At 63.9% G+C, this 25,263-nt stretch carries 17 protein-coding genes and 2 rRNA genes; 17 read left to right on the top strand and 2 right to left on the bottom strand.

The genetic code is table 11. The features are described 5' to 3' along the window. Window positions 1-96: 96 nt before the first annotated feature. On the bottom strand, window positions 97-1,065 hold the full coding sequence (locus AAE021_RS09295; protein ID WP_342022067.1) for a quinone oxidoreductase: 969 nt from the start codon (window positions 1,063-1,065) through the stop codon (window positions 97-99). A 167-nt stretch (window positions 1,066-1,232) separates the two neighbouring features. Here AAE021_RS09295 and argC point away from each other — a divergent pair, with 167 nt between their 5' ends. The 12 genes from argC to AAE021_RS09235 all read left to right on the top strand — a co-directional run bounded on the left by argC (window position 1,233) and on the right by AAE021_RS09235 (window position 13,621). Continuing rightward, window positions 1,233-2,264 carry an N-acetyl-gamma-glutamyl-phosphate reductase gene (gene argC, locus AAE021_RS09290; RefSeq protein ID WP_342022066.1) on the top strand — a complete coding sequence of 344 codons (1,032 nt, stop codon included), beginning with the start codon at window positions 1,233-1,235 and terminating at the stop codon, window positions 2,262-2,264. After that, window positions 2,264-3,463 carry a bifunctional glutamate N-acetyltransferase/amino-acid acetyltransferase ArgJ gene (argJ, locus tag AAE021_RS09285; RefSeq protein ID WP_342022065.1) on the top strand — a complete coding sequence of 400 codons (1,200 nt, stop codon included), beginning with the start codon at window positions 2,264-2,266 and terminating at the stop codon, window positions 3,461-3,463. Before argC ends, argJ begins: the two co-directional genes overlap by 1 nt. A gap of 11 nt (window positions 3,464-3,474) precedes the next feature. Further along, window positions 3,475-4,398, top strand: coding sequence for an acetylglutamate kinase (gene argB / locus AAE021_RS09280; protein WP_342022064.1), 924 nt, complete (start codon window positions 3,475-3,477; stop codon window positions 4,396-4,398). Then, complete coding sequence (locus AAE021_RS09275) at window positions 4,395-5,678, top strand: acetylornithine transaminase (RefSeq protein WP_425362378.1); 1,284 nt, start codon at window positions 4,395-4,397, stop codon at window positions 5,676-5,678. The genes argB and AAE021_RS09275 overlap by 4 nt, the downstream gene beginning before the upstream one ends. Next, a complete protein-coding gene (gene argF, locus AAE021_RS09270; protein WP_342022063.1) occupies window positions 5,675-6,640 on the top strand; it encodes an ornithine carbamoyltransferase in 966 nt (321 codons plus the stop codon). The genes AAE021_RS09275 and argF overlap by 4 nt, the downstream gene beginning before the upstream one ends. After that, the gene (locus tag AAE021_RS09265; protein WP_342022062.1) at window positions 6,637-7,173 is read left to right on the top strand and encodes an arginine repressor; all 537 of its coding nucleotides are present in this window, start codon (window positions 6,637-6,639) and stop codon (window positions 7,171-7,173) included. Before argF ends, AAE021_RS09265 begins: the two co-directional genes overlap by 4 nt. A gap of 76 nt (window positions 7,174-7,249) precedes the next feature. After that, window positions 7,250-8,458, top strand: coding sequence for an argininosuccinate synthase (locus AAE021_RS09260; protein ID WP_342022061.1), 1,209 nt, complete (start codon window positions 7,250-7,252; stop codon window positions 8,456-8,458). Between the two features lie 3 nt (window positions 8,459-8,461). Then, entirely contained in the window at window positions 8,462-9,919 is a 1,458-nt protein-coding gene (argH, locus tag AAE021_RS09255; protein WP_342022060.1) for an argininosuccinate lyase, read from the top strand. Between the two features lie 592 nt (window positions 9,920-10,511). Next, complete coding sequence (locus AAE021_RS09250) at window positions 10,512-11,030, top strand: pyridoxine/pyridoxamine 5'-phosphate oxidase (RefSeq protein ID WP_342022059.1); 519 nt, start codon at window positions 10,512-10,514, stop codon at window positions 11,028-11,030. A gap of 78 nt (window positions 11,031-11,108) precedes the next feature. Then, window positions 11,109-11,915: a maleylpyruvate isomerase family mycothiol-dependent enzyme gene (locus AAE021_RS09245; RefSeq protein ID WP_342022058.1), complete on the top strand. Its 807-nt coding sequence runs from the start codon at window positions 11,109-11,111 to the stop codon at window positions 11,913-11,915. A 135-nt stretch (window positions 11,916-12,050) separates the two neighbouring features. Continuing rightward, the gene (locus AAE021_RS09240) at window positions 12,051-12,899 is read left to right on the top strand and encodes an SRPBCC domain-containing protein (protein ID WP_342022057.1); all 849 of its coding nucleotides are present in this window, start codon (window positions 12,051-12,053) and stop codon (window positions 12,897-12,899) included. Window positions 12,900-12,970: 71 nt separating this feature from the next. Then, the gene (locus tag AAE021_RS09235; RefSeq protein WP_342022056.1) at window positions 12,971-13,621 is read left to right on the top strand and encodes a DNA-3-methyladenine glycosylase; all 651 of its coding nucleotides are present in this window, start codon (window positions 12,971-12,973) and stop codon (window positions 13,619-13,621) included. A 58-nt stretch (window positions 13,622-13,679) separates the two neighbouring features. On the opposite strand, the gene AAE021_RS09230 is transcribed toward AAE021_RS09235, so the two are convergent. Further along, on the bottom strand, window positions 13,680-14,672 hold the full coding sequence (locus AAE021_RS09230) for an aldo/keto reductase (RefSeq protein ID WP_342022055.1): 993 nt from the start codon (window positions 14,670-14,672) through the stop codon (window positions 13,680-13,682). Between the two features lie 257 nt (window positions 14,673-14,929). On the opposite strand from AAE021_RS09230, the gene AAE021_RS09225 reads away from it, so the two are divergent. From AAE021_RS09225 to AAE021_RS09205, 5 genes are all read left to right on the top strand, one after another. Continuing rightward, window positions 14,930-15,487, top strand: a complete 558-nt coding sequence (locus AAE021_RS09225; protein WP_342022054.1) for an adenine phosphoribosyltransferase — start codon at window positions 14,930-14,932, stop codon at window positions 15,485-15,487. A gap of 171 nt (window positions 15,488-15,658) precedes the next feature. Continuing rightward, window positions 15,659-17,926 carry a HelD family protein gene (locus tag AAE021_RS09220; RefSeq protein WP_342022053.1) on the top strand — a complete coding sequence of 756 codons (2,268 nt, stop codon included), beginning with the start codon at window positions 15,659-15,661 and terminating at the stop codon, window positions 17,924-17,926. 13 nt (window positions 17,927-17,939) lie between these two features. After that, window positions 17,940-19,259 (top strand): tyrosine--tRNA ligase, encoded by a 1,320-nt coding sequence (tyrS, locus tag AAE021_RS09215; protein ID WP_342022052.1) that lies wholly within the window; start codon window positions 17,940-17,942, stop codon window positions 19,257-19,259. 641 nt (window positions 19,260-19,900) lie between these two features. Then, window positions 19,901-21,428, top strand: a 16S ribosomal RNA gene (locus tag AAE021_RS09210). Between the two features lie 539 nt (window positions 21,429-21,967). Continuing rightward, window positions 21,968-25,132 (top strand): 23S ribosomal RNA (locus tag AAE021_RS09205). The 16S and 23S rRNA genes sit together here, the layout of an rRNA operon. Window positions 25,133-25,263: the final 131 nt, after the last annotated feature.

Raw genomic sequence — 25,263 nt, 5'->3', positions numbered from 1 at the left:
CGGGACCAGTAGACAGGTTGCGGCCAGATAGTTCGTAGGTAGCAACTACGCGGCCAATACGCATGCGGAATGCCGCTTACCTATTGACAGCCGTGCTTATGAGGGGATTAGCAGCACCTTTCCGGTGGTCTTGCGTCCCTCAAGATCCTGCTGGGCACGGGTGGCCTCGGCCAGCGGGTAGGTGGCGCCGATGCGTACGTCCAAGGTTCCGTCCCGCACCATCTCGAACAGCTCGTGCGCGCGCCACTGGCGTTCCTCGGGAGTCTGCAGGTAATCGGCAATAGTGGGCCGGGTCAGGTAAAGGGAGCCGGAGGAGTTCAGCCGCTGAATGTCGAACGGAGGGACCTGTCCGGAGGCGCCCCCGAAGAGCACCAGCATGCCCCGCCTGCGCAGGCTGGCCAGGGAACCGTCGAACGTCGCCTTCCCCACGCCGTCGTACACCACGTCAACGCCCTTTCCATCGGTCAGGTGGCGGACCTCCTCGGCAAAGCCGTCGTACGCCAGGGCATGGTCCGCGCCGGCGGAGCGCGCCAGGTCCCGCTTCGCGTCGGTGGACGCGGTGGTAATGACCCGGGCGCCCTTGGCCTTCAGCAGCTGGATCAGCAGCAGCCCGACGCCGCCGGCGCCGGCATGGGTCAGGACCGTTTGGCCCTCTTCCACGGGAAAGGTGGAGTTGCACAGGTAATGTGCCGTCAAACCCTGCATGGGCAGCGCGGCGGCCACTTCGTCGCTGACGCCGTCGGGAATGGGCAGCGCCTTGTCCGCCTCCATGATGGTGTACTCCGAGTACGTGCCGCCGCCCTCGGCGGTGGCCACGCGTGCGCCCTCACGGAAGGTTGCCACATCACGGCCCGCAGCCACCACGGTTCCCGCCGCTTCAGCGCCGGGAATGAACGGATACTGCATGGGGTAGACCCCGCTGCGCTTATAGGTGTCGATGAAGTTCACCCCGGCCGCCGCCACCCGCACCAGCAGTTCCTTGGGCCCGGGCTCGGGCAGGCTGACGTCTTCGTAGCGCAGGATTTCCGGCCCGCCGGATGCGGGGACCACAATAGCTTTATGCATGGACTGTCTCTTCTGTTGCAGGCATCGGTGTCGCTGCCATCGTAGGGCAGCACGCGCCCGGGTGCACGGGCTTCACCGTCCGGTGCCCCGCCGCCGCCAAAAACGGGCCCGCGTCATCTATGCATAATTATGAAGGTCCATGCATAAAACTGCTGTAGGGTGAAGCCATGACGATTTCAGTTGCTGTTTCAGGAGCCTCCGGATATGCCGGCGGCGAGGTGCTGCGCCTGCTGTCCGGGCACCCTTCCGTCACTGTTGGCGCCATTACTGCGCACAGCAACGCCGGTTCCCGCCTGGGGGAGCTGCAGCCTCATCTGCACGCGCTCGCAGACCGGGTCCTCGTGGACACCACCGTGGAAAACCTGGCCGGACACGACGTCGTCTTCCTCGCCCTGCCGCACGGCGCGAGCGCCGCCATAGCCGCGGAGCTTGACCCCTCCGTCCTGGTGATCGACGCCGGTGCGGACCACCGGCTCGAGGATCCGCTGGCGTGGGAAAAGTTCTACGGCTCACCGCACGCCGGATCCTGGCCCTATGGCCTGCCCGAACTGCCCGGTCACCGCGACCGGCTCAAGGGCGCCACCCGCATTGCCGTTCCCGGCTGCTATCCCACGTCCTGCCTGCTGGCGCTGACCCCCGGCTTTGCCGCGGGTCTGCTGGAGCCCGACGACGTCGTCATCGTGGCCGCCTCAGGCACCTCCGGCGCGGGCAAGGCAGCCAAGCCGCACCTGCTCGGCTCCGAGGTCATGGGCGGCATGAGCCCCTACGGAGTCGGCGGCGGACACCGGCACACCCCCGAAATTGAACAGGGCCTCTCGGCGGCAGCCGGCGAAAATGTCGCAGTGTCCTTCACTCCCACCCTGGCGCCCATGTCCCGCGGCATCCTCACCACCGCCACCGCCAAGGTCCGCCCCGGCGTCAGCCCGGAACAGCTGCGCTCCGCGTGGGAAGAGGCCTACGGCAGCGAGCACTTTGTCCGGCTCCTTCCCGAGGGCCAGTGGCCGGCCACCAAGATGGTGGTGGGGTCCAACTACGCAGCACTGCAGCTGGCGTACGACGCGCACGCCAACCGCGTGATCGTCACCTGCGTCATCGACAACCTCAACAAAGGCACCGCCGGCGGCGCGGTGCAGTCCATGAACATCGCCCTCGGCCTGGAAGAAACCGCCGGACTGACAACGCAGGGAGTTGCCCCGTAATGAGCACCACCGAAAACAGCACGGCACCGGCAAACACGTCAACCGGCACCGGCATCACCGCCCCGGCCGGATTCCGCGCCGCAGGCATCACCGCCGGCCTGAAGCTCTCCGGCGGACGCGACATGGCGCTGGTGGTCAACGACGGACCGTCCAAGGCCGCCGCCGCCGTCTTCACCCGCAACCGGGTTGCCGCCGCACCCGTTCACTGGTCCCGCCAGGTCATCTCCGACGGACGCGCCGATGCCGTGATCCTCAACTCCGGCGGCGCCAACGCCTGCACCGGACCGCAGGGCTTCCAGAACACGCACGCCACCGCCGAAAAAACCGCTGAGGTCCTGGGCCTCTCGGCCTCCGACGTCGTGGTCTGCTCCACCGGACTGATCGGCGAGCAGCTGCCCATGGACAAGATCCTCCCCGGCGTCGCAGCTGCGGCGCAGGCGCTGGCGGCCGACGGCGGCGCCTCCGCGGCCGAGGCCATCATGACCACGGACACCGTATCCAAGCAGGCAGTCTTCACCGGCAGCGGTTACACCATCGGCGGGATGGCCAAAGGCGCCGGCATGCTGGCACCCGGCCTGGCCACGATGCTCGTGGTCCTGACCACCGATGCGCAGCTGCCCGCCGCGGAGCTGGATGCCGCCCTGCGCGCCGCCACCGCCGTCACCTTTGACCGCACCGACTCGGACGGCTGCATGTCCACCAACGACACCGTGGTCCTTCTGGCCTCCGGCGCGTCCGAAACCGTTCCGGAGCCGGACGAATTCACCGCCGGCCTCACCGAGGTCTGCCACTCGCTGGCCCAGCAGCTGATCACCGACGCCGAGGGCGCGAGCCACGACATCGCCGTCACCACGGTGAATGCCGCCACGGTGGCCGACGCCGAAACCGCATCCCGCGCCGTCACCCGCTCCAACCTGTTCAAGACCGCCATCTTCGGCAACGATCCCAACTGGGGCCGGGTGCTGTCGGCCGTCGGCACCACCGACGCCGCCTTTGAGCCGGACCAGCTGCACGTCACCATCAACGGCGTGCAGGTGTGCCGCAACGGCGGCATCGGTGATTCCCGCGACCTGGTGGACCTCACCGGCCGCAGGGTTACGGTGGAAATTGACCTGAACGCCGGCACTGAAAGCGCCACCATCTGGACCAATGACCTGACCACGGACTACGTCCACGAAAACTCTGCGTACAGCAGCTAACCGGGGACATCATGAGCACACCCACAGAAGCCAAGGAACAGCTGGCCGCCCAGGACAAGGCCGCCACCCTCATCGAGGCGCTGCCGTGGATCCAGCGGTTCGCCGGTTCCATCATGGTCATCAAGTACGGCGGCAACGCCATGGTCAACGACGAACTGCGCCAGGCCTTCGCCGAGGACATCGTCTTCCTGCACCACGTGGGCGTCCATCCCGTGGTGGTGCACGGCGGGGGCCCGCAGATCAGTGCCCTGCTTGACCGGCTGGGCATCAAGTCCGAGTTCAAGGGCGGCCTGCGCGTCACCACGCCCGAGGCCATGGACGCCGTCCGCATGGTCCTCACCGGCCAAGTGGGCCGCGAACTGGTCGGCATGATCAACGCCCACGGCCCCTACGCCGTCGGACTCTCCGGGGAAGACGGCGCGCTGCTGCGGGCCGAACGCATCGGCGCGGTGGTGGACGGCGAAGAAGTCGACCTCGGGCTGGTCGGCGAAGTCACCGGCGTGAACCCCGGCGCCATCGTGGACCTCCTCGAGGCCGGCCGGATTCCGGTCATCTCCACAGTGGCTCCGGAAGTGGACGACGACGGCGCCCCCACCGGCCAGGTGCTCAACGTCAACGCGGACACCGCAGCGGCAGCCCTCGCCGTCGCCCTGGGCGCATCCCGGCTGGTGGTGCTCACCGACGTGGAGGGCCTGTACGCGGACTGGGCGGACAAGTCCTCCCTGATTTCCTCGCTCACCGCCGGGGAACTGCGCGAGATGCTGCCGTCGCTGGAAGCAGGCATGATTCCCAAGATGCGCGCCTGCCTGGCAGCGGTTGACGGCGGAGTGGACCGCGCCGCCGTCGTGGACGGCCGGATGGCCCACTCCATGCTGCTGGAGGTCTTCACCACCGCCGGCATCGGCACCCAGGTTATTCCGGAGGAGAAGCAGTGAGCAGTGTTACGAGCAAGAACATCGAAGCCGAGACTGCCCTGGCGGAACTGACCGGATCCTCCTCGGACTGGCTGCGCCGCTACGGATCCTCCCTGATGGGAGTGTTCGGAACGCCTCAGCGCGTCCTGGTCCGCGGCAGCGGCTGCACCGTCTGGGACGCAGACGGCAGGGAATACCTGGACCTGCTCGGCGGCATCGCCGTCAACGCTCTGGGCCACGCACACCCCTTCCTGACCTCGGTAATCAGCAGCCAGCTGGCCACCCTGGGCCATGTGTCCAACTTCTTCACCAGCCCCACGCAGGTGGCCCTGGCGGAGAAGCTGCTGCAGCTTGCCGGCGCGCCGGAGGGGTCGAAGGTCTTCTTCGCCAACTCCGGCACGGAAGCCAATGAGGCAGCGTTCAAGCTGGCCCGCCGCAACACCGGCTCCGTCAGCCCCGAGGGTGCCGTGCAGCGCACCCGGATCATTGCGCTGGACGGAGCCTTCCATGGCCGGACCCTTGGGGCGCTGGCGCTGACCGCCAAAAAGGCCTACCGCCAGCCGTTTGAGCCGCTGCCCGGGGGAGTCGAGCACGTTCCGTTCGGAGATGTGGAGGCACTGCGGGCCGCAGTGGATGACACCGTTGCCGCTGTCTTCGTGGAACCCATCCAGGGTGAAGCCGGAGTCCGTCCGCTTCCTGTGGGATACCTGCAGGCGGCACGGGACATCACGGCCGCCGCCGGTGCGCTGCTGATCGTGGACGAAGTCCAGACCGGCATCGGCCGCACCGGAGCGTGGTTTGCCTCCGAGGGCGTGCTGCCCGACGCCATGACCCTGGCCAAGGGCCTGGGCGGCGGCTTCCCGGTGGGTGCGCTGATCACCTTCGGCGACACCGCGTCGTCGCTGCTCTCCGCGGGCCAGCACGGCACCACCTTCGGCGGGAACCCGGTGGCGACCGCCGCGTCACTGGCGACCCTGCATGTCATTGAATCCACCGGACTGCTGGAGCAGGTCCGGGACACCGGGGCCCACCTGCGCGCCGCGCTGGCCGCGGTTCCCGGCGTCGCCGAAGTCCGGGGAGAGGGGCTGCTCATCGGCTTCGACCTGGCTGAAGATAGTGCTCCCGCCGCGGTTTCCGCAGCTCTGGACGCCGGATTCATCATCAATTCCACCGGTCCGCGCACCCTGCGGTTGGCACCGCCGCTAATCCTCACCCGCGCCCAGGCCGATTCATTTGTGAACGCCCTGCCGGGGATCCTGGCCACCGCCCGGTCCGCCGGCACGACAGAAGGAAAATCATGACCCGCCATTTCCTGGTCGACACCGACCTGACCCAGGCCGAGCAGACCGAAGTGCTGGACCTTGCCGACGCGCTGAAGCGGGACCGCTACAAGTACCAGCCGTTTGCCGGTGAATCCACCGGCCGCAAGACGGTCGCGGTCATCTTCGACAAGACCTCCACCCGCACCCGGGTCTCCTTTGCCGCCGGCGTCGCCGATCTGGGCGGCGTGCCGCTGATCATCGGCGCGGGGGAGTCCCAGCTTGGACACAAGGAGAGCGTGGCTGACACCACCAAGGTGCTGGAACGGATGGTCTCGACCATCGTCTGGCGCACCTACGCTCAGTCCGGCCTGGAGGAAATGGCGGCGAATTCCGCTGTTCCGGTGATCAACGCGCTCTCCGATGACTATCACCCGTGCCAGCTGCTGGCGGACCTCATGACCATCCGTGAGCACAAGGGCACCCTGGCCGGCCTGACCCTGACTTACCTGGGCGACTGCGCCAACAACATGGCCAACTCCTACCTGCTGGCCGGGGTCACCGCCGGCATGCACGTCCGGGTGGCCGGGCCGGTGGGGTACCTGCCGGATCCGCTGATTGTCGACGCCGCCGCGGCCCGCGCCGAGGAAACCGGCGGTTCGGTGATGATCACCACCGATCCGGCAGAGGCGCTGGCCGGAGCCGACGTCGTGGCCACCGACACCTGGGTCTCCATGGGCCAGGAGGATGAAAAGGCCGCCCGCTCCGAGCTCTTCCGCGACTACGCCGTGGACACCGCAGCGATGGCACACGCCGCGGATGACGCCGTCGTGCTCCACTGCCTGCCGGCCTACCGTGGCTACGAAATCTCGGCCGACGTCATTGACGGTCCGCAGTCAGTGGTTTGGGACGAGGCGGAAAACCGGCTGCACGCGCAGAAAGCCCTGATGGTGTGGCTCATGGCCCGTTCAGGCCTGACCGGTGTTCCGGAGGGTAAATCATGAGCATGCCGGCCACAAAAACCGCACGCCAGGCCCGCATCCGGGCCCTCCTGACCGGATCCTCGGTCCGGTCCCAGGCTGAACTTGCCGCCCTGCTCGCGGACGACGGCGTCCAGGTCACCCAGGCCACCCTGTCCCGGGACCTGGTGGAACTGGGCGCGGTGCGGATGCGCGGCAAGGAAGGGGTGCTGGTGTACGCGGTGCCCTCCGAAGGCGGCGAGCGGGCACCCAAATCCGGAGTCACCCAGGAAGTCCTGGACGCCCGGCTGGCCCGGCTCTGCGGGGAACTGCTGGTCACCGCGGAGGCTTCCGGCAACATCGTGGTGCTGCGCACCCCTCCGGGCGCGGCAAACTTCCTGGCCCTGGCCATCGACCACTCGGTGATGCCAACGATTTTGGGCACCATCGCCGGTGATGACACCGTGCTCATGGTGACCCGCGATCCCGACGGCGGCGCCGACGTCGCGGCCCGGTTCCTGCGCATCGCGGATGAAGCCACGGCCAACGGCCAGGCGCCGGACAGCCGCATCCTGTAGCTGCCCCCAAACTTTCCATCTACCTTCATCAACAAGCAGCCCGCAGGGGCTGCACCAAGCAAGAGGAGCGAATTTCGTGAGCGAACGCATTGTTCTGGCCTACTCCGGTGGCCTTGATACATCGGTGGCCATCGGCTGGATCGCCGAGGCAACCGGTGCCGAAGTGATCGCCGTTGCGGTCGACGTCGGACAGGGCGGCGAATCCCTGGAAACCATCCGCCAGCGCGCCCTTTCCTGCGGCGCCGTCGAGGCCTACGTTGCTGATGCCCGGGACGAATTCGCCTCGGAGTACTGCATGCCGGCCCTGAAGGCCAACGGCCTGTACATGGATTCCTACCCGCTGGTTTCGGCACTGTCGCGTCCGGTGATCGTCAAGCACCTGGTTGCCGCCGCCCGCCAGTTCGGTGCCACCACCGTGTCCCACGGCTGCACCGGCAAGGGCAACGACCAGGTCCGCTTCGAAGTCGGCATCCAGACACTGGGCCCGGACCTGAAGTGCATCGCTCCGGTCCGCGACCTGGCCCTGACCCGCGACAAGGCCATTGCCTTTGCCGAGGAAAAGAACCTGCCGATCGTCACCACCAAGAAGAACCCGTTCTCCATTGACGCCAACGTCTGGGGACGCGCCGTGGAGACCGGCTTCCTGGAAGACATCTGGAACGGACCCACCCCGGACGTGTACGAGTACACCTCCGATCCCGCCGCCGGCCTGCCCGCCGACGAAGTGGTCATCACCTTCAAGGAAGGCGTGCCGGTTGCCATTGACGGCAAGCCCGTCACTCCGCTGCAGGCCATCGAGGAAATGAACCGCCGCGCCGGTGCCCAGGGCATTGGCCGCATCGACATCGTCGAAGACCGCCTCGTGGGCATCAAGAGCCGCGAAATCTACGAAGCCCCCGGTGCCATGGCCCTGATGGCCGCCCACCGCGAGCTCGAAAACGTCACGGTGGAACGCGAGCAGGCCCGCTTCAAGAAGACCGTCGGCCAGCGCTGGACCGAACTGGTCTACGACGGCCAGTGGTTCTCCCCGCTGAAGAAGTCCCTGGACGCCTTCATCGATGACACCCAGAAGTACGTCTCCGGCGACATCCGCATGACGCTGGAAAGCGGCCGTGCCGTGGTGACCGGACGCCGCTCCGATTCCTCGCTGTATGACTTCAACCTGGCCACCTACGACACCGGTGACAGCTTCGACCAGTCCATGGCGCGCGGCTTCATCGAGCTGTTCGGCATGTCCTCCAAGGTGGCCTCCGGCCGCGACCAGCGTTTGGCAGAAGGTAAGTAAGAAATGAATCACGGCAAGCCGCCGGTTGATCCGGCCGGAACCCCTGCTGCGGGTTCCACAGTCCAGGGCGCATTGTGGGGCGGCCGCTTTGCCGGCGGTCCCGCCGACGCCCTCGCGGCGCTGAGCAAGTCCACCCACTTCGACTGGCGGCTTGCCGGCTACGATATTGCCGGCTCCCGGGCACATGCCCGCGTGCTCCACTCCGCCGGCCTGCTCGACGACGCCGAGCTCGAGGGCATGCTCGCCGCCCTGGACCAGCTCGACGCCGACGTCCGCTCGGGTGCCTACACGCCGGCGGAGTCCGATGAGGACGTGCACGGATCCCTGGAACGCGGCCTGATCGAGCGTGCCGGACCGGCGCTGGGCGGCAAGCTCCGCGCCGGCCGGTCCCGCAACGACCAGATCGCGACCCTGGGACGGATGTACCTGCGCGACCACGCCCGCATCATCGCCGCCGGTGTGCTGGCGACCGTTGATGCCCTGGTGGAGCAGTCGGAGAAGCATCTGGGTGTGGCCATGCCCGGCCGCACCCACCTGCAGCACGCCCAGCCGGTGCTGCTCAGCCACCACCTGCTGGCCCACGCCTGGGCCCTGCTGCGCGATGTGCAGCGCCTGATGGACTGGGACAAGCGGGCTGCGGTGTCCCCGTACGGCTCCGGCGCGCTGGCCGGTTCCTCACTGGGCCTGGACCCCAACGCCGTCGCCGCTGAACTCGGTTTCGATTCCGCCGTATGGAATTCCATTGACGGCACCGCATCCCGCGACGTCTACGCCGAGTTCTCCTGGGTGGCGGCCATGATCGGTGTGGACCTGTCCCGGATCAGCGAGGAGATCATCATCTGGGCCACCAAGGAATTCTCCTTCGTGACCCTCCATGATGCCTTCTCCACCGGATCGTCCATCATGCCGCAGAAGAAGAACCCCGATGTGGCCGAGCTGGCCCGCGGCAAGGCCGGCCGCCTGATCGGTGACCTGACCGGCCTGCTGGCCACGCTCAAGGGCCTGCCGCTGGCGTACAACCGCGACCTGCAGGAGGACAAGGAACCGGTTTTCGATGCCGCGGACACCCTGGAGGTCCTGCTTCCGGCGGTCTCGGGCATGATCGCCACGCTGACGTTCAACACCGAACGCATGCAGGCCCTCGCGCCGCAGGGCTTTGCCCTTGCCACCGACATTGCCGAGTGGCTGGTGCGCCAGGGCGTTCCGTTCCGTGAAGCCCACGAGCTGTCCGGTTCCGCCGTGCAGCTGGCGGAGGGCCGCGGCGTCGAGCTGTGGGACTTGACGGATGAGGATTACGCCGGAATCTCGGAGCACCTCACCCCGGAGGTCCGGACGGTGCTGAGTACCGAAGGATCGCTGGACAGCCGCAGCGCGCAGGGCGGCACCGCGCGCTCGGCCGTGGAGCAGCAGCTGGCCGCGCTGAAAAACCAGCTCGATACTGTCCGGAGCTACGTCGCCTAGCTGAAACCGGTTAGCTGAAAGTCGACTAGCCCAACCGGTTCAGGTCCGGCCGGTTCCCGAACCCCTGACTAGCGCGCCGCTCGGTGCCCCTGCGGAGATTCTTCGCGGGGGCACTGCTGCGTTCGGACGGGTTTTGTCCAGGGGAAAAGCGACTCCGTGGGGGTCCGTGAGTTCCGTGGTCCCGTGCGGCGATTAATTCAGTAGTTTTAGTGCGTTTCAGTGCCACCGGTGCGTGGGGGAGCCTTTCCTCGCATCTCTCGTGCAGATCAAGGGGCTTCAAACAATCCATAGTGCAGATCAAGGGCTTTCCCGGGGCAAAAAGAGGCTTTTGGGCCCGTTATCTGCGCGAAGGATTGTTTGATGGCCCGTTATCTGCACGAGGGATTCTTTGAAGGCCCGTTATCTGCACGAAGGATTCTTTGAAGGCCCGTTATCTGCACGAAGGATCCTTTGAAAGCCCCTTATCTGCACGATGAAATGCCCCGAACGCCCTGACGTGCCCAGCGGCCGCCTCGGCCCGGCACCTAGGACTTGCCCCAACAGCTGCTGGATCCTCATACCTCACGGCGATCCCCGCGGCTACGCTGGGGCCATGAGCGACTCCTTCCGGCGGATGCTGCGCGCCCTGCCCGATTTCCCCGACAACCTCCCCGCTTTCGATCCCGCTACGGCTCCGGCGGATCCCTCCGACCTGTTCCGGTCCTGGCTCGACGAGGCCCTCGCCGCCGGGGTCCGCCAGCCGCATGCCTTCTCGCTGGCCACTGCGGACGCCGCCGGGAATCTGTCTTCGCGGATGCTCATCCTGAAAGACCTCGACGACGACGGCTGGCACTTCGCCACAGCCCGCACCTCCCGCAAGGGCAGGGAACTATCGGAGAATCCGCGTGCGGCCATGAACTTTTACTGGTCTGAGATGGGCCGGCAGGTCCGCCTGGCCGGCACCGTGGTCCTGCTCTCCGAGTCAGCCTCCGCGCGGGACTGGGCGGAACGGCCCAGCGCCGACGGCGGCACCAACCCCGAATGGCAGCTGTACGCACTGCAACCAAGAGAAATCGAGTTCTGGCAGGCCGATCCGGCGCGGCGGCACATCCGCCACCGCTATGACCTGTGACGGCCAGCGGCGGACACCCCGACACCGCCGGTATCCCGGCTGCCCCGGATTTCGCAGTCGTGCCCCTAGGGTGGGTCCATGACTGGTCTCCCTGAATCCGCTGATTCCCCCTCGGTGCCCAAACCGGCGCCCCGCCCCACTCCGTCGCAGCTGCTGGCGAATCTTGATGCCGCGGCTGCCGCCCTGCAGGAGCGCATCACGTCACTGACGGACGACGACGTCCGTGCCCCCTCGCGCCTTCCGGGCTGGTCCCGCGGGCATGTGCTGGCCCACGTGGCAGGTGTCGCCGACGGCATGGCGCGCCAACTCGAGTACGCATCCCGCGGCGAAACGATTGAGCTGTACGACGGCGGTGCCGACGGCAGGAACCGTGCCATCGAAGAAGCTGCCGTCCGCAGTGCCGACCGCCACCGGGAAGCACTCAGCGAATCCCTGGACGGCGCACTCCAGGCTTTCCACGGACTTCAGGAGTCCGGGTGGAACGCCCCGATCTCCTACCGCAACGGTGTTGTCCGGGACGGCGGGCTTGCCCTGTGGAGGGAGTTGGTCATTCACTTGACGGACCTGGGCCTGGGCCTGGGAGAGGAAGCGGACACCTGGTCACCCCAGTTTTGCGAACACCTGTTCAGCTTCCTCGCAGCACGCGTCCCTGCCGGAATCCGTCTCCGGCTGCAGCCGCTCGCCCTGCCCTCCCGGCTGCTGGGCAGCTCCGCCCCGGGAGAAACCGCGTCCAGCACCATCGCCGTGAACGGTATGGCAACCGACATCGCAGCATGGCTTGCCGGCCGCACGCCTAACCTGGGCAGCCTCCGGGCAGAAGCCGCAGCCGACGGCGTGGAGTTGCCGAAACTCCTGCCCTGGCCCTCGGGGATCCCCGCCAACTAGAGTCCGTCGGCGGACCCGGAAGATGGGTGCGGCACTCCGGGCCCGCGCATGCGGGACAAGGCTTACGGACCCTCTGCCCCGGACGCTACGCTGGGACCAGTCCATCCCGGCAGCTCCCGGACAGGAGGACAACCCATGGCGGAACGCCTCAGCTCTGCACCGGTCCCCGAAGGCCGCATCGAGAAACTCACTGACGGATACGCGGTCGCGTTCGACCGCCAGTTTGACTATCCGACGGCGCACATTTGGGACATCCTGACCAATCCCGCCAAGGTGTCCCGCTGGCTGGGGCAGGTGACTCCCGGGTGGCAGCTGGGCAAGGAATACACGCTGGACATGCAGGGGGCCAGCAACTCCGGGACCGTGCTGCAGCTTGAACCGCGTTCCAGCCTGCAGATCACCTGGGAGGACGAGCTGGGGCTGGAATCCGTCCTGGAGTGGCAGGTGCTGGAAAGTGACGGGGGAGCGCTGCTGTGTTTTAGATCCCGCACTGACAGTCCCGATTTCCTGGCTGAAGGCAGCGCCGGCTGGCAGGGCATTCTTAACTCGTTTGCCAGCGTTGCCGCGGGCCGGGACCCGGATCCGGACAGCACCGGGGAATGGCTGGCCCTGCGGGACGCCTATGCCAGGGACTTTGACGTTTCCCCGAGCATGGGACAGGTCTCGGGCACGGGATCCGATGCGGAGCTGGTCTTTGAACGCTGGTACCGCGCACCCGCGGAAGACGTGGAAGCCGCAGTCGACGCCGTCGGGCGAAGGATGGGAATGGGCGGGCAGGCGCAGCTGGAGGCGGCCGACGACGGCGAGGAAACCCGCATTGTCATCCGCCAGCCCGTTACGGGAAGCCAGGACCAAACCGCAGCGCTTCTTGCCAACTGGCACGCCGCGCTCGATGCAGTGCGCGATCAGCTCGACGGCGGCACCACTCACCCCAACTCCCACCGGCTCGCAGCGCTGCAGCGGTTCTACCGCTCCATGATCTAAAGCGGGACGGGGCCCCGGCTGCCGCCGGTGAAATTCCGTTCCACACGCCGCACCTTGCTACGGTCGAAGGCATGGAAGAGACAAGCGCACGTACACGGCTTGCGGTGCCGGCCACTGATGCGGCCCGCCTCCTGCTCGGTTCAATCCTGACGCACGACGACGGCGGGGAGCCGGTAAGTGTCCGCGTTACGGAGGTGGAGGCCTACATGGGGGACGTGGACCCCGGGTCGCATGCCTTCCGTGGACGCACCGCCCGGAACAACACCATGTTTGGTCCCGCGGGCCACCTCTATGTGTACTTCACCTATGGCATGCACTACTGCGCCAACGTGGTCTGCGGCGAGGAAGGGCAGGCCACGGGACTGCTGCTGCGGGCGGGCGAGATTATCGACGGGCTCGAAACCGCCCGGGAACGCCGTAACAACCCGCGCACCGACCTTGACCTGGCGCGCGGACCCGCGCGGCTGGCGCAGGCCCTGGGCATCAACCGTGCCCTGGACGGTGCCGACGTCTTTTCGGCCCCGCTGCGGTTGGACCTGCCCACCGATCCGGTGGCGGAGCACCTGGTCTCCACCGGCCCGCGGGTGGGCGTCAGCGGACCCGGCGGCAGCACCGAATATCCCTGGCGGTTCTGGCTCACCGGCGATCCCACGGTCTCCAAATACCGCCCCGCCGTCGCGAGGAACCGGACGGCCGCAGGAGCGACGGCCCTGCGCCCGTGAAACGCAGAACGGCGTTCGGGATGAGTGCCATCCCGAACGCCGTCCCGTGAAGCAGCTGCTAGGAACGCGGAAGCGGAGCCTGTGCTGAAATGAGCTTCTTTTCCAGCAGTTCGTCCCAGAAGGCGCCGGGAATCTCAGCCTTCATCGCGGCAACGTCTTCCTTGATCCGTTCCGGCCGGCTGGAGCCCGGGATGACCGCAGCGACGGCGGGGTGGGCCGTGGAGAACTGCAGCGCAGCGGCCTTCAGGCTTACACCATGCCGCCGGCCGATCTCCGTCAGGGCGGAGATCCGCTCCTTGACCTGCGGGGGAATCTCGGCGTAATCGAAGTAGTCGCCGCCCAGCAGGGCGCCGGAGTTGAACGGCCCGCCGACGACGATGCCGACGCCTTTCTCCTGCGCCACCGGCATCATGCGCTGCAGGGCACGTTCGTGCTGCAGCAGGGTGTACTGGGTGGCGGAGAGGCTCATTGTGGGAGCCGCTTCATCCATGTCCATGGCCAGCTCAATGGGCTCGGTGGTGTTGACGCCCAGGCCCCAGCCGTTGATCACGCCTTCGTCCTGGAGCCTGGAGAGCACCCGGAACGCGCCCGTCCTCGCCTCGTCGAACTTCGTGACCCATTCGTCACCGAGGAAGTCACGCGACGTGTCATGAATGAATACGAAGTCCAGCCGGTCCGTCTTCAGCCGCTTCAGGCTCTCGTCAATGGACCGCAGGGTCGCGTCGGCCGTGTAGTCAGTGGCGATTTTGTTCGAACGTCCGTGCGTGAAGAGGCCGGAGCCTTTTTCCTCCTCCTCGTCCAGGATCAGCCGTCCCACTTTGGTGCTCAGCGCATACTCATCGCGGTTGTGCTGAGAGAGGACCTCGCCCAGGCGCGATTCCGCCAGGCCTGCTCCGTAGAAGGGGGCGGTGTCGAAGTAGCGGATGCCTTCGTTCCACGCGGCTTCCACCGTTGCCAGCGCCTCCTCCTGCGGAATGTTCCGGAACATGTTTCCCAGCGGGGCCGTGCCGAATCCGATCTTGTTCTGAAGCACTTTGTGCAGGTTAGCCATATGTATTGCAATCCTTGACTGTTGGTGCGGTTAATTCAGTGCCCTGTGCAAAGGGCGTGCACCATTCCAACCCGCTCCTGTTGCCCCTTTATTCCTAGCCGATTACTCCGCTTAGCCATCAGCCAAGGCCCGGAGCGCTCCCGTGGGCGGGTGCTCCCGCTGTCCCAGGGACGCTTGATGGTGGGAGCGGCGAGACAAGTGCCACAGCTGTCCAAACGGGTCAGGCCGTTCAGCGCGCCAGCCGGTAAGGTGGATGGGTGAAAGAAACGCCCGCGTACGCCGCGCAGAACACTGAATCCATAGCCGACACCATCGACCGCCTGGGCGCAGTGGTGCCGGACTACCCCAAGCCGGGCGTGGTCTTCCGCGATCTGACCCCCGTTTTCGCCGACGGAGAGGCCTTCCGCGCCGTCGTGGATTCCCTGCTGGCCCAGTACGAGGGCCGCTTTGATTACGTGGCCGGAATCGAGGCCCGCGGGTTCCTCCTGGCCGCAGCCGCCGCGTATGCCGCCGGCAAGGGCGTACTGACCGTCCGCAAGCCCGGCAAGCTGCCGCGCGAGGTGTACTCGGAAAGCTACTCCATGGAATACAGCGAGAACACGCTTGAGGTCCATCAGGACGATTTTCCGGCCGGTTCGCGGATCCTGATCCTCGACGACGTGCTGGCCACCGGCGGAACGCTCGGCGCCACGGCCCGCCTGATCGAGAAGGCCGGCGGAGTTGTTGCCGGTTTCGGCGTCGTGCTCGAACTGCGTGACCTCGGCGGGCGCACCGCGCTTCACGATTATCCCGTCCACGCCCTGACCGCTTACTAGACGCTCCATGTCATGACCGGGCGGCCGCTGAGGCGCCCGGTCATCGCGCCCCTTATGGCGCACCACGATCATCCCGGCAAGGGCCGGTCTCACCCGGTTAGCTCAATGCATGGAAAAAGTCCAAATGCGCGCTAAACTTGACGGTCTGCCTTTGCGAGAGGGAACGCGAACATGCCTGAAACGTCTTCTGCCCACCACGAGCTGGAACATGAGCGACACTATGTCGCCGGTTTGTACCAGCGACTCGATGAACTCCGCGAGGAAAAGCGCGAACAGCTGGCCCAGGTACGGCGCAGCCACTCGGCCGGTTCACACCAGAACCGCTCCGAGCGCGACGCCTTTGCCACCATGTATGAGGACCGCCTGGCACAGCTGAATGCCGTGGATGACCGGCTGGTTTTTGGCCGGCTTGACCTCGACGACGGCGAGGAACGTTACATTGGCCGCATCGGGCTCTCCACCGAGGACCTCCAGCGGCTGATGGTCGACTGGCGTGCCCCGGAAGCGGGCACTTTTTACCAGGCCACCGCGTTTGAGCGCCAGGGCGTCCGGCGGCGGCGCCACCTGATCCTCAAGGGCCGGAACGTGCAGGCCATCGAAGACGATGTCCTGGACTACACCATGCTTGAGGAGGAGGCTGCGCTGCAGGGTGAGGGCGCGCTGCTGGCGGCCCTGAACTCCAAGCGCACCGGGCAGATGTCCGACATTGTCGGCACCATCCAGGCTGAACAGGACCGCATTATCCGTGCACCGCTGGCCGGCACCCTGGTGGTGCAGGGCGGACCGGGCACCGGCAAAACCGCCGTCGCGCTCCACCGCGCAGCCTACCTGCTGTACACGCACCGCGAACGGCTCAAGTCCGCCGGTGTCCTGCTGGTTGGCCCGTCCAACGCCTTCATCCGCTACATCGAACGGGTGCTGCCCTCCCTGGGTGAAACCGGCGTCGTCATGTCCAGCCTCGGCCAGCTGATGCCGGGCATCAACGCGGTGCAGGAAGAGAATGCCCACGTCGCCGAGATCAAGGGTCGGATCGGCATGGCGCAGGTGGTGGCTAACGCCGTCGCCAACCGTCAGCGCCTGGTCCTGGAACCGCGGCGGTTGAACGTTGAGGGCACCATCCTCAGCCTGACGCCGAAAATGGTGCAGCGGGCACGCGACAAGGCCCGCGCCACCGGCAAGCCGCACAATGAAGCGCGGGTGACGTTCGTCAAGATCCTGCTGCGTGAGCTCACCGAGCAGCTGACGGACCAGCTCGAGGAATCGGCCGGCGCCGGCAACAGCACCGACCGTGCCTACCTGGCCGAGGATGTGCGGAGCTCCCGTGATGTGCGCGTTGCCCTGAACCTGTGCTGGATGCCGATGACGCCGGAGAAGCTTCTTTCCGAACTCTTCAGCAAGCCGGGCCACCTGGAGGCGGCTGCACCTGATCTGAGCCCTGAGGAACTGCGCCTGCTGCGCCGCAGCCCGGATGCGCCGTGGACCGAATCGGACATTCCGCTGCTGGACGAGGCGGCGGAGCTGCTGGGAGAGCTGGATGCCTCGGCCGGACGCGACCACGCCCTGCGCGAGGAACAGCGCAAGCGGGATTTGGCCAACGCCGAACGCGCCATCGAGAACACCGAGGGCTTCCTGGAGGATTCCGGCGCCCACGGCATCCTGACGGCCGAGGACCTGGCGGACCACAACATGGTGGGGGAGGCCCGCCTTACCGCGGCAGACCGCGCCGCCGTCGACCGCACCTGGGCCTTCGGCCACATTGTGGTGGACGAGGCGCAGGAGCTGTCCGCCATGCAGTGGCGTTTGCTCATGCGCCGGTGCCCGCTGAAGTCCTTCACCGTTGTGGGCGACATTGCCCAGACCAGCTCCGCAGCCGGAGCAACCTCCTGGCAGCAGGCCCTGACGCCGTTCGTGGGGGACCGCTGGACGCTTGAGGAACTGACCGTGAACTACCGGACCCCGGCACAGATCGCCGAAGCTGCGGTACGCATGGCCAATGCCGCCGGTCTTGTGGTGTCAGCGCCGAAGGCTGTCCGCGAGGGCCGCTGGGCGCCGTTCATTGACCGGGTGCCCGAAGGCGGACTAATTCCCCGCCTGATGGAGACCCTCCCGGAGGACCTGGATTCCCTCGAAGGCGGGCTGCTGGCCATCATCGCCGAGGAACACCACCTCGACGCCGTGCGCCGCGAAGTCGGTGCCGTGTACGGCCGTCGCCTCGGCACCGGTGCCGGCGGGATCGAGCAGGACATCGTGGTGACCTCGCCGCGGGAAGCCAAGGGACTGGAGTTCGACGGCGTCGTCATCCTGGAGCCGGAAGAGCTGTTGACCGCAGCGGCCGGAAAGGTCGGGGACCTGTACGTGGCGATGACCCGTCCCACCCAGCGGCTGCGTCTTATTGCCGCGGGGCCGATTCCCGCTGGCATTGTGGAAGAAGAAGACTGATATTTTGGAAAACGTGACTACGCAAACCCCAGCGGGCCTGAGCGCCCAGAAGAATGATCCGACTTTCGACAACGTTTGGCAGGAACTGAAGTGGCGTGGACTCGTCCATGTCTCCACTGACGAGGCCGAACTGGAGAAACTGCTCGCCGGGGATTCGATCACCTACTATTGCGGTTTTGATCCGACGGCGCCGAGCCTGCACCTGGGCAACCTGGTGCAGCTGCTGACCATGCGCCGGCTGCAACTGGCCGGGCACCGCCCGCTGGCTCTGGTGGGCGGCTCCACCGGACTGGTGGGGGATCCGCGCCCGACGGCCGAGCGCACCATGAACACCAAGGAAACCGTTTCGGAATGGGTCGGTTACCTGCAGGGACAGGTTCAGCGTTTCCTCAGCTTTGAGGGCGAGAACGCCGCGCAGATGGTCAACAACCTGGACTGGACCGCTCCCATGAGTGTTCTCGACTTCCTGCGGGACGTCGGCAAGCACTTCCGGGTCGGCACCATGATCAAGAAGGAGATTGTCTCCTCCCGGCTGAACTCCGACGAGGGCATTTCCTACGCCGAGTTCAGCTACCAGGTGCTCCAGGGCATGGACTACCTCGAGCTCTTCCGCAACTACAACTGCGTGCTGGAAACCGGCGGCTCGGACCAGTGGGGCAACCTGACGGCCGGCACCGAACTGGTGCGCAAGGTTGAGGGCAAAAATGTCCACGCCATGGGCACCCCGCTGATCACCAACTCCGACGGCACCAAGTTCGGCAAGAGCGAGGGCAACGCCATTTGGCTGGACGGCGCCATGACCAGCCCGTACGCGATGTACCAGTTCTGGCTGAACACCCCGGACGCCGACGTCGTGGACCGGCTCAAGGTCTTCACCTTCCTCCCCAAGGCGGAAATTGAAGAACTGGCACGCTCCGTTGCAGAGGAGCCGCACAAGCGCGCCGCCCAACGCCGCCTTGCCTACGACGTGACATCCCTGATCCACGGGACGGAAGCAACGGACAAGGTCATTGCCGCCTCCGCAGCGCTGTTCGGCCAGGGCGAGATCTCTGAGCTGGACGAGGCAACGCTGACGGCGGCAACCGCGGAGCTTCCGCGTGTGGTTGTCGACGCCGGGAGCCTGGGCATCATTGACCTGCTCGTGGCATCCGGACTCTCGGGCAGCAACTCGGCCGCACGCCGGACCGTGGCCGAAGGCGGCGCGTACGTGAACAACCACAAGGTCACCGACGCCGACACCGTGGTTGCCGCCAGCGAACTGCTGCATGGCAAGTACCTGCTGCTGCGCCGCGGCAAGCGGACCCTTGCAACGGTCGAAGTGGCAACCGTATAGTTTTAACGGCCCTGATGAAGGCTGGCTTCCAGCTCTCGCCGGCTCCGGATTTCCGGAGCTGCCGGGCGTCTGGAGGCCGGCTTTCTTCGTTTCCTACAGCACTCTCTTAGGAGGGGCGGGGGACGAGCGGCACGGATTTGGCGTGAAGTGCAGGAGGTCACACTCCTGCGGTTTGCGCGGACCGCCGGGGCTGTGTAAAGTTGAGTGAGTTGCCCCGGTGAGCGCCTGACAGACACTGCAAGGTGTATCTGCAAGTGAGACTCCCGGAAACGGCGGCAAAACCCCAACACACAGCAACGGAGAATATCCGGAAGCTTCGTGGCGGGTTCAGCCGGACGAAATGAAGTAAATACCGGGAATTATCCCGAATTGCTAAAACCGGCCGGATGAAATAGAATAAAGAAACACTGCAGCGAAGAGAAAAGAAAAACATTACATTGTTTTTCCGAGTATTTCGGATGCATCTGTTGTTTGAGAACTCAATAGTGTGCCAAGTTTATTGATACCAATTATTTTAATTGGTTGAACTGGCTGTTACCGCCCACCCCGTGGGTATGGGACGGCTTTTTTAGCTGGTTTCGAATTTAGTGCAGGACCGTGCAGCCAATTTTCCTTGGCTCCGGTCTTGTGTCTGTAACACATTTACGGAGAGTTTGATCCTGGCTCAGGATGAACGCTGGCGGCGTGCTTAACACATGCAAGTCGAACGATGACTTTTGTGCTTGCACAAAATGATTAGTGGCGAACGGGTGAGTAACACGTGAGTAACCTGCCCTTAACTTCGGGATAAGCCTGGGAAACCGGGTCTAATACCGGATACGACGGACCACCGCATGGCGGTCCGTGGAAAGCTTGATGCGGTTTTGGATGGACTCGCGGCCTATCAGCTAGTTGGTTGGGGTAATGGCCCACCAAGGCGACGACGGGTAGCCGGCCTGAGAGGGTGACCGGCCACACTGGGACTGAGACACGGCCCAGACTCCTACGGGAGGCAGCAGTGGGGAATATTGCACAATGGGCGAAAGCCTGATGCAGCGACGCCGCGTGAGGGACGAAGGCCTTCGGGTTGTAAACCTCTTTCAGCAGGGAAGAAGCGAAAGTGACGGTACCTGCAGAAGAAGCGCCGGCTAACTACGTGCCAGCAGCCGCGGTAATACGTAGGGCGCAAGCGTTATCCGGAATTATTGGGCGTAAAGAGCTCGTAGGCGGTTTGTCGCGTCTGCTGTGAAAGCCCGGGGCTCAACCCCGGGTCTGCAGTGGGTACGGGCAGACTAGAGTGCAGTAGGGGAGACTGGAATTCCTGGTGTAGCGGTGAAATGCGCAGATATCAGGAGGAACACCGATGGCGAAGGCAGGTCTCTGGGCTGTAACTGACGCTGAGGAGCGAAAGCATGGGGAGCGAACAGGATTAGATACCCTGGTAGTCCATGCCGTAAACGTTGGGCACTAGGTGTGGGGGACATTCCACGTTTTCCGCGCCGTAGCTAACGCATTAAGTGCCCCGCCTGGGGAGTACGGCCGCAAGGCTAAAACTCAAAGGAATTGACGGGGGCCCGCACAAGCGGCGGAGCATGCGGATTAATTCGATGCAACGCGAAGAACCTTACCAAGGCTTGACATGAACCGGAAAGGCCTGGAAACAGGTCCCCCACTTGTGGCCGGTTTACAGGTGGTGCATGGTTGTCGTCAGCTCGTGTCGTGAGATGTTGGGTTAAGTCCCGCAACGAGCGCAACCCTCGTTCTATGTTGCCAGCGCGTGATGGCGGGGACTCATAGGAGACTGCCGGGGTCAACTCGGAGGAAGGTGGGGACGACGTCAAATCATCATGCCCCTTATGTCTTGGGCTTCACGCATGCTACAATGGCCGGTACAAAGGGTTGCGATACTGTGAGGTGGAGCTAATCCCAAAAAGCCGGTCTCAGTTCGGATTGAGGTCTGCAACTCGACCTCATGAAGTTGGAGTCGCTAGTAATCGCAGATCAGCAACGCTGCGGTGAATACGTTCCCGGGCCTTGTACACACCGCCCGTCAAGTCACGAAAGTTGGTAACACCCGAAGCCGGTGGCCTAACCCCTTGTGGGAGGGAGCCGTCGAAGGTGGGACCGGCGATTGGGACTAAGTCGTAACAAGGTAGCCGTACCGGAAGGTGCGGCTGGATCACCTCCTTTCTAAGGAGCACCTCAAAGATTTTGTGTCCTTCCACAGTGTTGGATGCGGTCTTTGCAGGAGATGCCCATATCGTAAGACATTTGTTCTTCGGTGGGTGCTCAAGGGTGGAATATCAATGAGCAGGTGCCCGGCGTTGAGCCTGGCAGCATGAGTACGCCGTGTACGTTCCCACTTGTGGGGATGGTTGTGGTTGGAAAGAGCTGCCGGTGCCTCGAGTACCGGGTTTTACCGTTTGGCACACTGTTGGGTCCTGAGACAACAGGACCGTATGAACTGACAGCCGTTTGGTTGGAGGTGGCACGGGTACCGTGTTGTTTCTGATTGTTCCTGCGCAGACCTAAGACTTCCACGGTGAATACGTGGTGGTGGCGGGGTGTGACGGGGTTGTTGTTTGAGAACTACATAGTGGACGCGAGCATCTTAAAATTATTAAGTGCAATTTCAGATAAACCTGGTGATCCGGGGATGTGCCCTTGATGGGTGTGTTTCCGGTGTTGTCATGGTTTTCTCGAGAGCGATAATATTTATTGATCTTTGTGGTCAAGTTTTTAAGGGCACACGGTGGATGCCTTGGCATCAGGAGCCGAAGAAGGACGTAGGAATCTGCGATAAGCCTGGGGGAGTTGATAACCGAGCGTTGATCCCAGGATGTCCGAATGGGGAAACCCCGCCCGGCGCGCGAGTGACCGGGTGACCCGCATCTGAACACATAGGGTGCGTGGAGGGAACGTGGGGAAGTGAAACATCTCAGTACCCACAGGAAGAGAAAACAACAGTGATTCCGTTAGTAGTGGCGAGCGAACGCGGAAGAGGCTAAACCAGTGGTGTGTGATAGCCGGCGGGCGTTGCATCACTGGGGTTGCGGGACTTTCCGTACCAGTTCTGCCGGATTGGTGAAGTGAGTGCAGGTGCATAGGTGAACCGGTTTGAAAGCCGGGCCGTAGAGGGTGTTAGCCCCGTAACCGGAATGTATGCTGCCGCTTGGAGAGGATCCCAAGTAGCACGGGGCCCGAGAAATCCCGTGCGAATCTGCCAGGACCACCTGGTAAGCCTAAATACTCCCTGATGACCGATAGCGGACAAGTACCGTGAGGGAAAGGTGAAAAGTACCCCGGGAGGGGAGTGAAACAGTACCTGAAACCGTGTGCCTACAATCCGTTGGAGCAGGGCGATGCCACTTGTGGTGTTGTGCTTGTGACAGCGTGCCTTTTGAAGAATGAGCCTGCGAGTTAGTGTTACGTCGCGAGGTTAACCCGTGAGGGGAAGCCGTAGCGAAAGCGAGTCTGAACAGGGCGATGCAGTGGCGTGATCTAGACCCGAAGCGGAGTGATCTACCCATGGCCAGGTTGAAGCGCGTGTAAGAGCGCGTGGAGGACCGAACCCACTTCAGTTGAAAATGGAGGGGATGAGCTGTGGGTAGGGGTGAAAGGCCAATCAAACTCCGTGATAGCTGGTTCTCCCCGAAATGCATTTAGGTGCAGCGTTGCGTGTTTCTTACCGGAGGTAGAGCTACTGGATGGCTAATGGGCCCTACAAGGTTACTGACGTCAGCCAAACTCCGAATGCCGGTAAGTGAGAGCGCAGCAGTGAGACTGTGGGGGATAAGCTTCATAGTCGAGAGGGAAACAGCCCAGACCACCAACTAAGGCCCCTAAGCGTGTGCTAAGTGGGAAAGGATGTGGAGTTGCGAAGACAACCAGGAGGTTGGCTTAGAAGCAGCCATCCTTGAAAGAGTGCGTAATAGCTCACTGGTCAAGTGATTCCGCGCCGACAATGTAGCGGGGCTCAAGTACACCGCCGAAGTTGTGGCATTCAAATATTAGCCAAGCGGATGGTTTATCCATTTTCGTTCAAGCGTTTGGATGGGTAGGGGAGCGTCGTGTGGGCAGTGAAGTCGCGGTGTAAACCAGCGGTGGAGCCTACACGAGTGAGAATGCAGGCATGAGTAGCGAAAGACGGGTGAGAAACCCGTCCGCCGAATGATCAAGGGTTCCAGGGTCAAGCTAATCTGCCCTGGGTAAGTCGGGACCTAAGGCGAGGCCGACAGGCGTAGTCGATGGACAACGGGTTGATATTCCCGTACCGGCGAAAAACCGCCAATACTGATCGGGGGACACTAACCGCCCAATACCTGACCGGCCGCCCTTGTGGTGACCCGGTTTTTGGTGGAGCGCGGGACCTGATCCCGGGAGGTAAGCGTATTAACAGGTGTGACGCAGGAAGGTAGCCGGGCCGGGCGATGGTTGTCCTGGTCTAAGGATGTAGGGTCAGCGATAGGTAAATCCGTTGCTGTGTCTTTGATGACGATCCTGAGATCTGACGGGACCCACTTTGGTGGGAATCCGGTGATCCTATGCTGCCTAGAAAAGCATCGGCGCGAGGTTTTAGCCGCCCGTACCCCAAACCGACACAGGTGATCAGGTAGAGAATACTAAGGCGATCGAGAGAATTATGGTTAAGGAACTCGGCAAAATGCCCCCGTAACTTCGGGAGAAGGGGGGCCCCAACCTTGATGGACACTTGCTGTCCGGAGGGGATCGGGGCCGCAGAGACCAGGGGGAAGCGACTGTTTACTAAAAACACAGGTCCGTGCGAAGTCGCAAGACGATGTATACGGACTGACTCCTGCCCGGTGCTGGAAGGTTAAGAGGACCGGTTAGCCCTTTGGGGCGAAGCTGGGAATTTAAGCCCCAGTAAACGGCGGTGGTAACTATAACCATCCTAAGGTAGCGAAATTCCTTGTCGGGTAAGTTCCGACCTGCACGAATGGAGTAACGACTTCCCCGCTGTCTCAACCATAAACTCGGCGAAATTGCAGTACGAGTAAAGATGCTCGTTACGCGCAGCAGGACGGAAAGACCCCGAGACCTTTACTATAGTTTGGTATTGATATTCGGTGTGGCTTGTGTAGGATAGGTGGGAGACTGTGAGACCCGGACGCCAGTTCGGGTGGAGTCATCGTTGAAATACCACTCTGGTCATACTGGATATCTAACTTCGGCCCGTAATCCGGGTCAGGGACAGTGCCTGATGGGTAGTTTAACTGGGGCGGTTGCCTCCTAAAGAGTAACGGAGGCGCCCAAAGGTTCCCTCAGCCTGGTTGGCAATCAGGTGGCGAGTGTAAGTGCACAAGGGAGCTTGACTGTGAGAGAGACATCTCGAGCAGGGACGAAAGTCGGGACTAGTGATCCGGCGGTACATTGTGGAATGGCCGTCGCTCAACGGATAAAAGGTACCTCGGGGATAACAGGCTGATCTTGCCCAAGAGTCCATATCGACGGCATGGTTTGGCACCTCGATGTCGGCTCGTCGCATCCTGGGGCTGGAGTAGGTCCCAAGGGTTGGGCTGTTCGCCCATTAAAGCGGTACGCGAGCTGGGTTTAGAACGTCGTGAGACAGTTCGGTCCCTATCCGCTGCGCGCGCAGGAAATTTGAGAAGGGCTGTCCTTAGTACGAGAGGACCGGGACGGACGAACCTCTGGTGTGTCAGTTGTACTGCCAAGTGCACCGCTGATTAGCTACGTTCGGATGGGATAACCGCTGAAAGCATCTAAGCGGGAAGCCCGCTTCGAGATGAGATTTCCATACACCTTGTGTGTGAGAGGCCCCCAGCCAGACCACTGGGTTGATAGGCCGGATGTGGAAGCGGGGACTAAAGACCCGTGAAGCTGACCGGTACTAATAGGCCGATAACTTACACCACACCACAATCTGGGCAGGAAACGACTTCAAACGTTCCCGCCAAATAAGGGTTGTGTTAGATCATGTGCTGCTTGCGTCCACTATGTGGTTCCCGGATAACAAACCCGTGTGGTTTGTCACTCCTGGAACCGG

The organism is Arthrobacter citreus, assembly GCF_038405225.1.
Taxonomy (GTDB): Bacteria; Actinomycetota; Actinomycetes; order Actinomycetales; family Micrococcaceae; genus Arthrobacter_B; species Arthrobacter_B citreus_A.
This window is presented reverse-complemented; position numbering and strand designations above follow the sequence as displayed.

Bases quoted from the DNA above. Each gene is read 5' to 3' on its own strand.
- AAE021_RS09240 (WP_342022057.1), top strand. From the start codon at position 12,051: ATGGCGGAACGCCTCAGCTCTGCACCGGTCCCCGAAGGCCGCATCGAG.
- AAE021_RS09235 (WP_342022056.1), top strand. From the start codon at position 12,971: ATGGAAGAGACAAGCGCACGTACACGGCTTGCGGTGCCGGCCACTGAT.
- argC (WP_342022066.1), top strand. From the start codon at position 1,233: ATGACGATTTCAGTTGCTGTTTCAGGAGCCTCCGGATATGCCGGCGGC.
- AAE021_RS09245 (WP_342022058.1), top strand. From the start codon at position 11,109: ATGACTGGTCTCCCTGAATCCGCTGATTCCCCCTCGGTGCCCAAACCG.
- AAE021_RS09220 (WP_342022053.1), top strand. From the start codon at position 15,659: ATGCCTGAAACGTCTTCTGCCCACCACGAGCTGGAACATGAGCGACAC.
- argH (WP_342022060.1), top strand. From the start codon at position 8,462: ATGAATCACGGCAAGCCGCCGGTTGATCCGGCCGGAACCCCTGCTGCG.
- argB (WP_342022064.1), top strand. From the start codon at position 3,475: ATGAGCACACCCACAGAAGCCAAGGAACAGCTGGCCGCCCAGGACAAG.
- AAE021_RS09230 (WP_342022055.1), bottom strand. From the start codon at position 14,672: ATGGCTAACCTGCACAAAGTGCTTCAGAACAAGATCGGATTCGGCACG.
- AAE021_RS09295 (WP_342022067.1), bottom strand. From the start codon at position 1,065: ATGCATAAAGCTATTGTGGTCCCCGCATCCGGCGGGCCGGAAATCCTG.
- AAE021_RS09265 (WP_342022062.1), top strand. From the start codon at position 6,637: ATGAGCATGCCGGCCACAAAAACCGCACGCCAGGCCCGCATCCGGGCC.
- argJ (WP_342022065.1), top strand. From the start codon at position 2,264: ATGAGCACCACCGAAAACAGCACGGCACCGGCAAACACGTCAACCGGC.
- argF (WP_342022063.1), top strand. From the start codon at position 5,675: ATGACCCGCCATTTCCTGGTCGACACCGACCTGACCCAGGCCGAGCAG.
- AAE021_RS09250 (WP_342022059.1), top strand. From the start codon at position 10,512: ATGAGCGACTCCTTCCGGCGGATGCTGCGCGCCCTGCCCGATTTCCCC.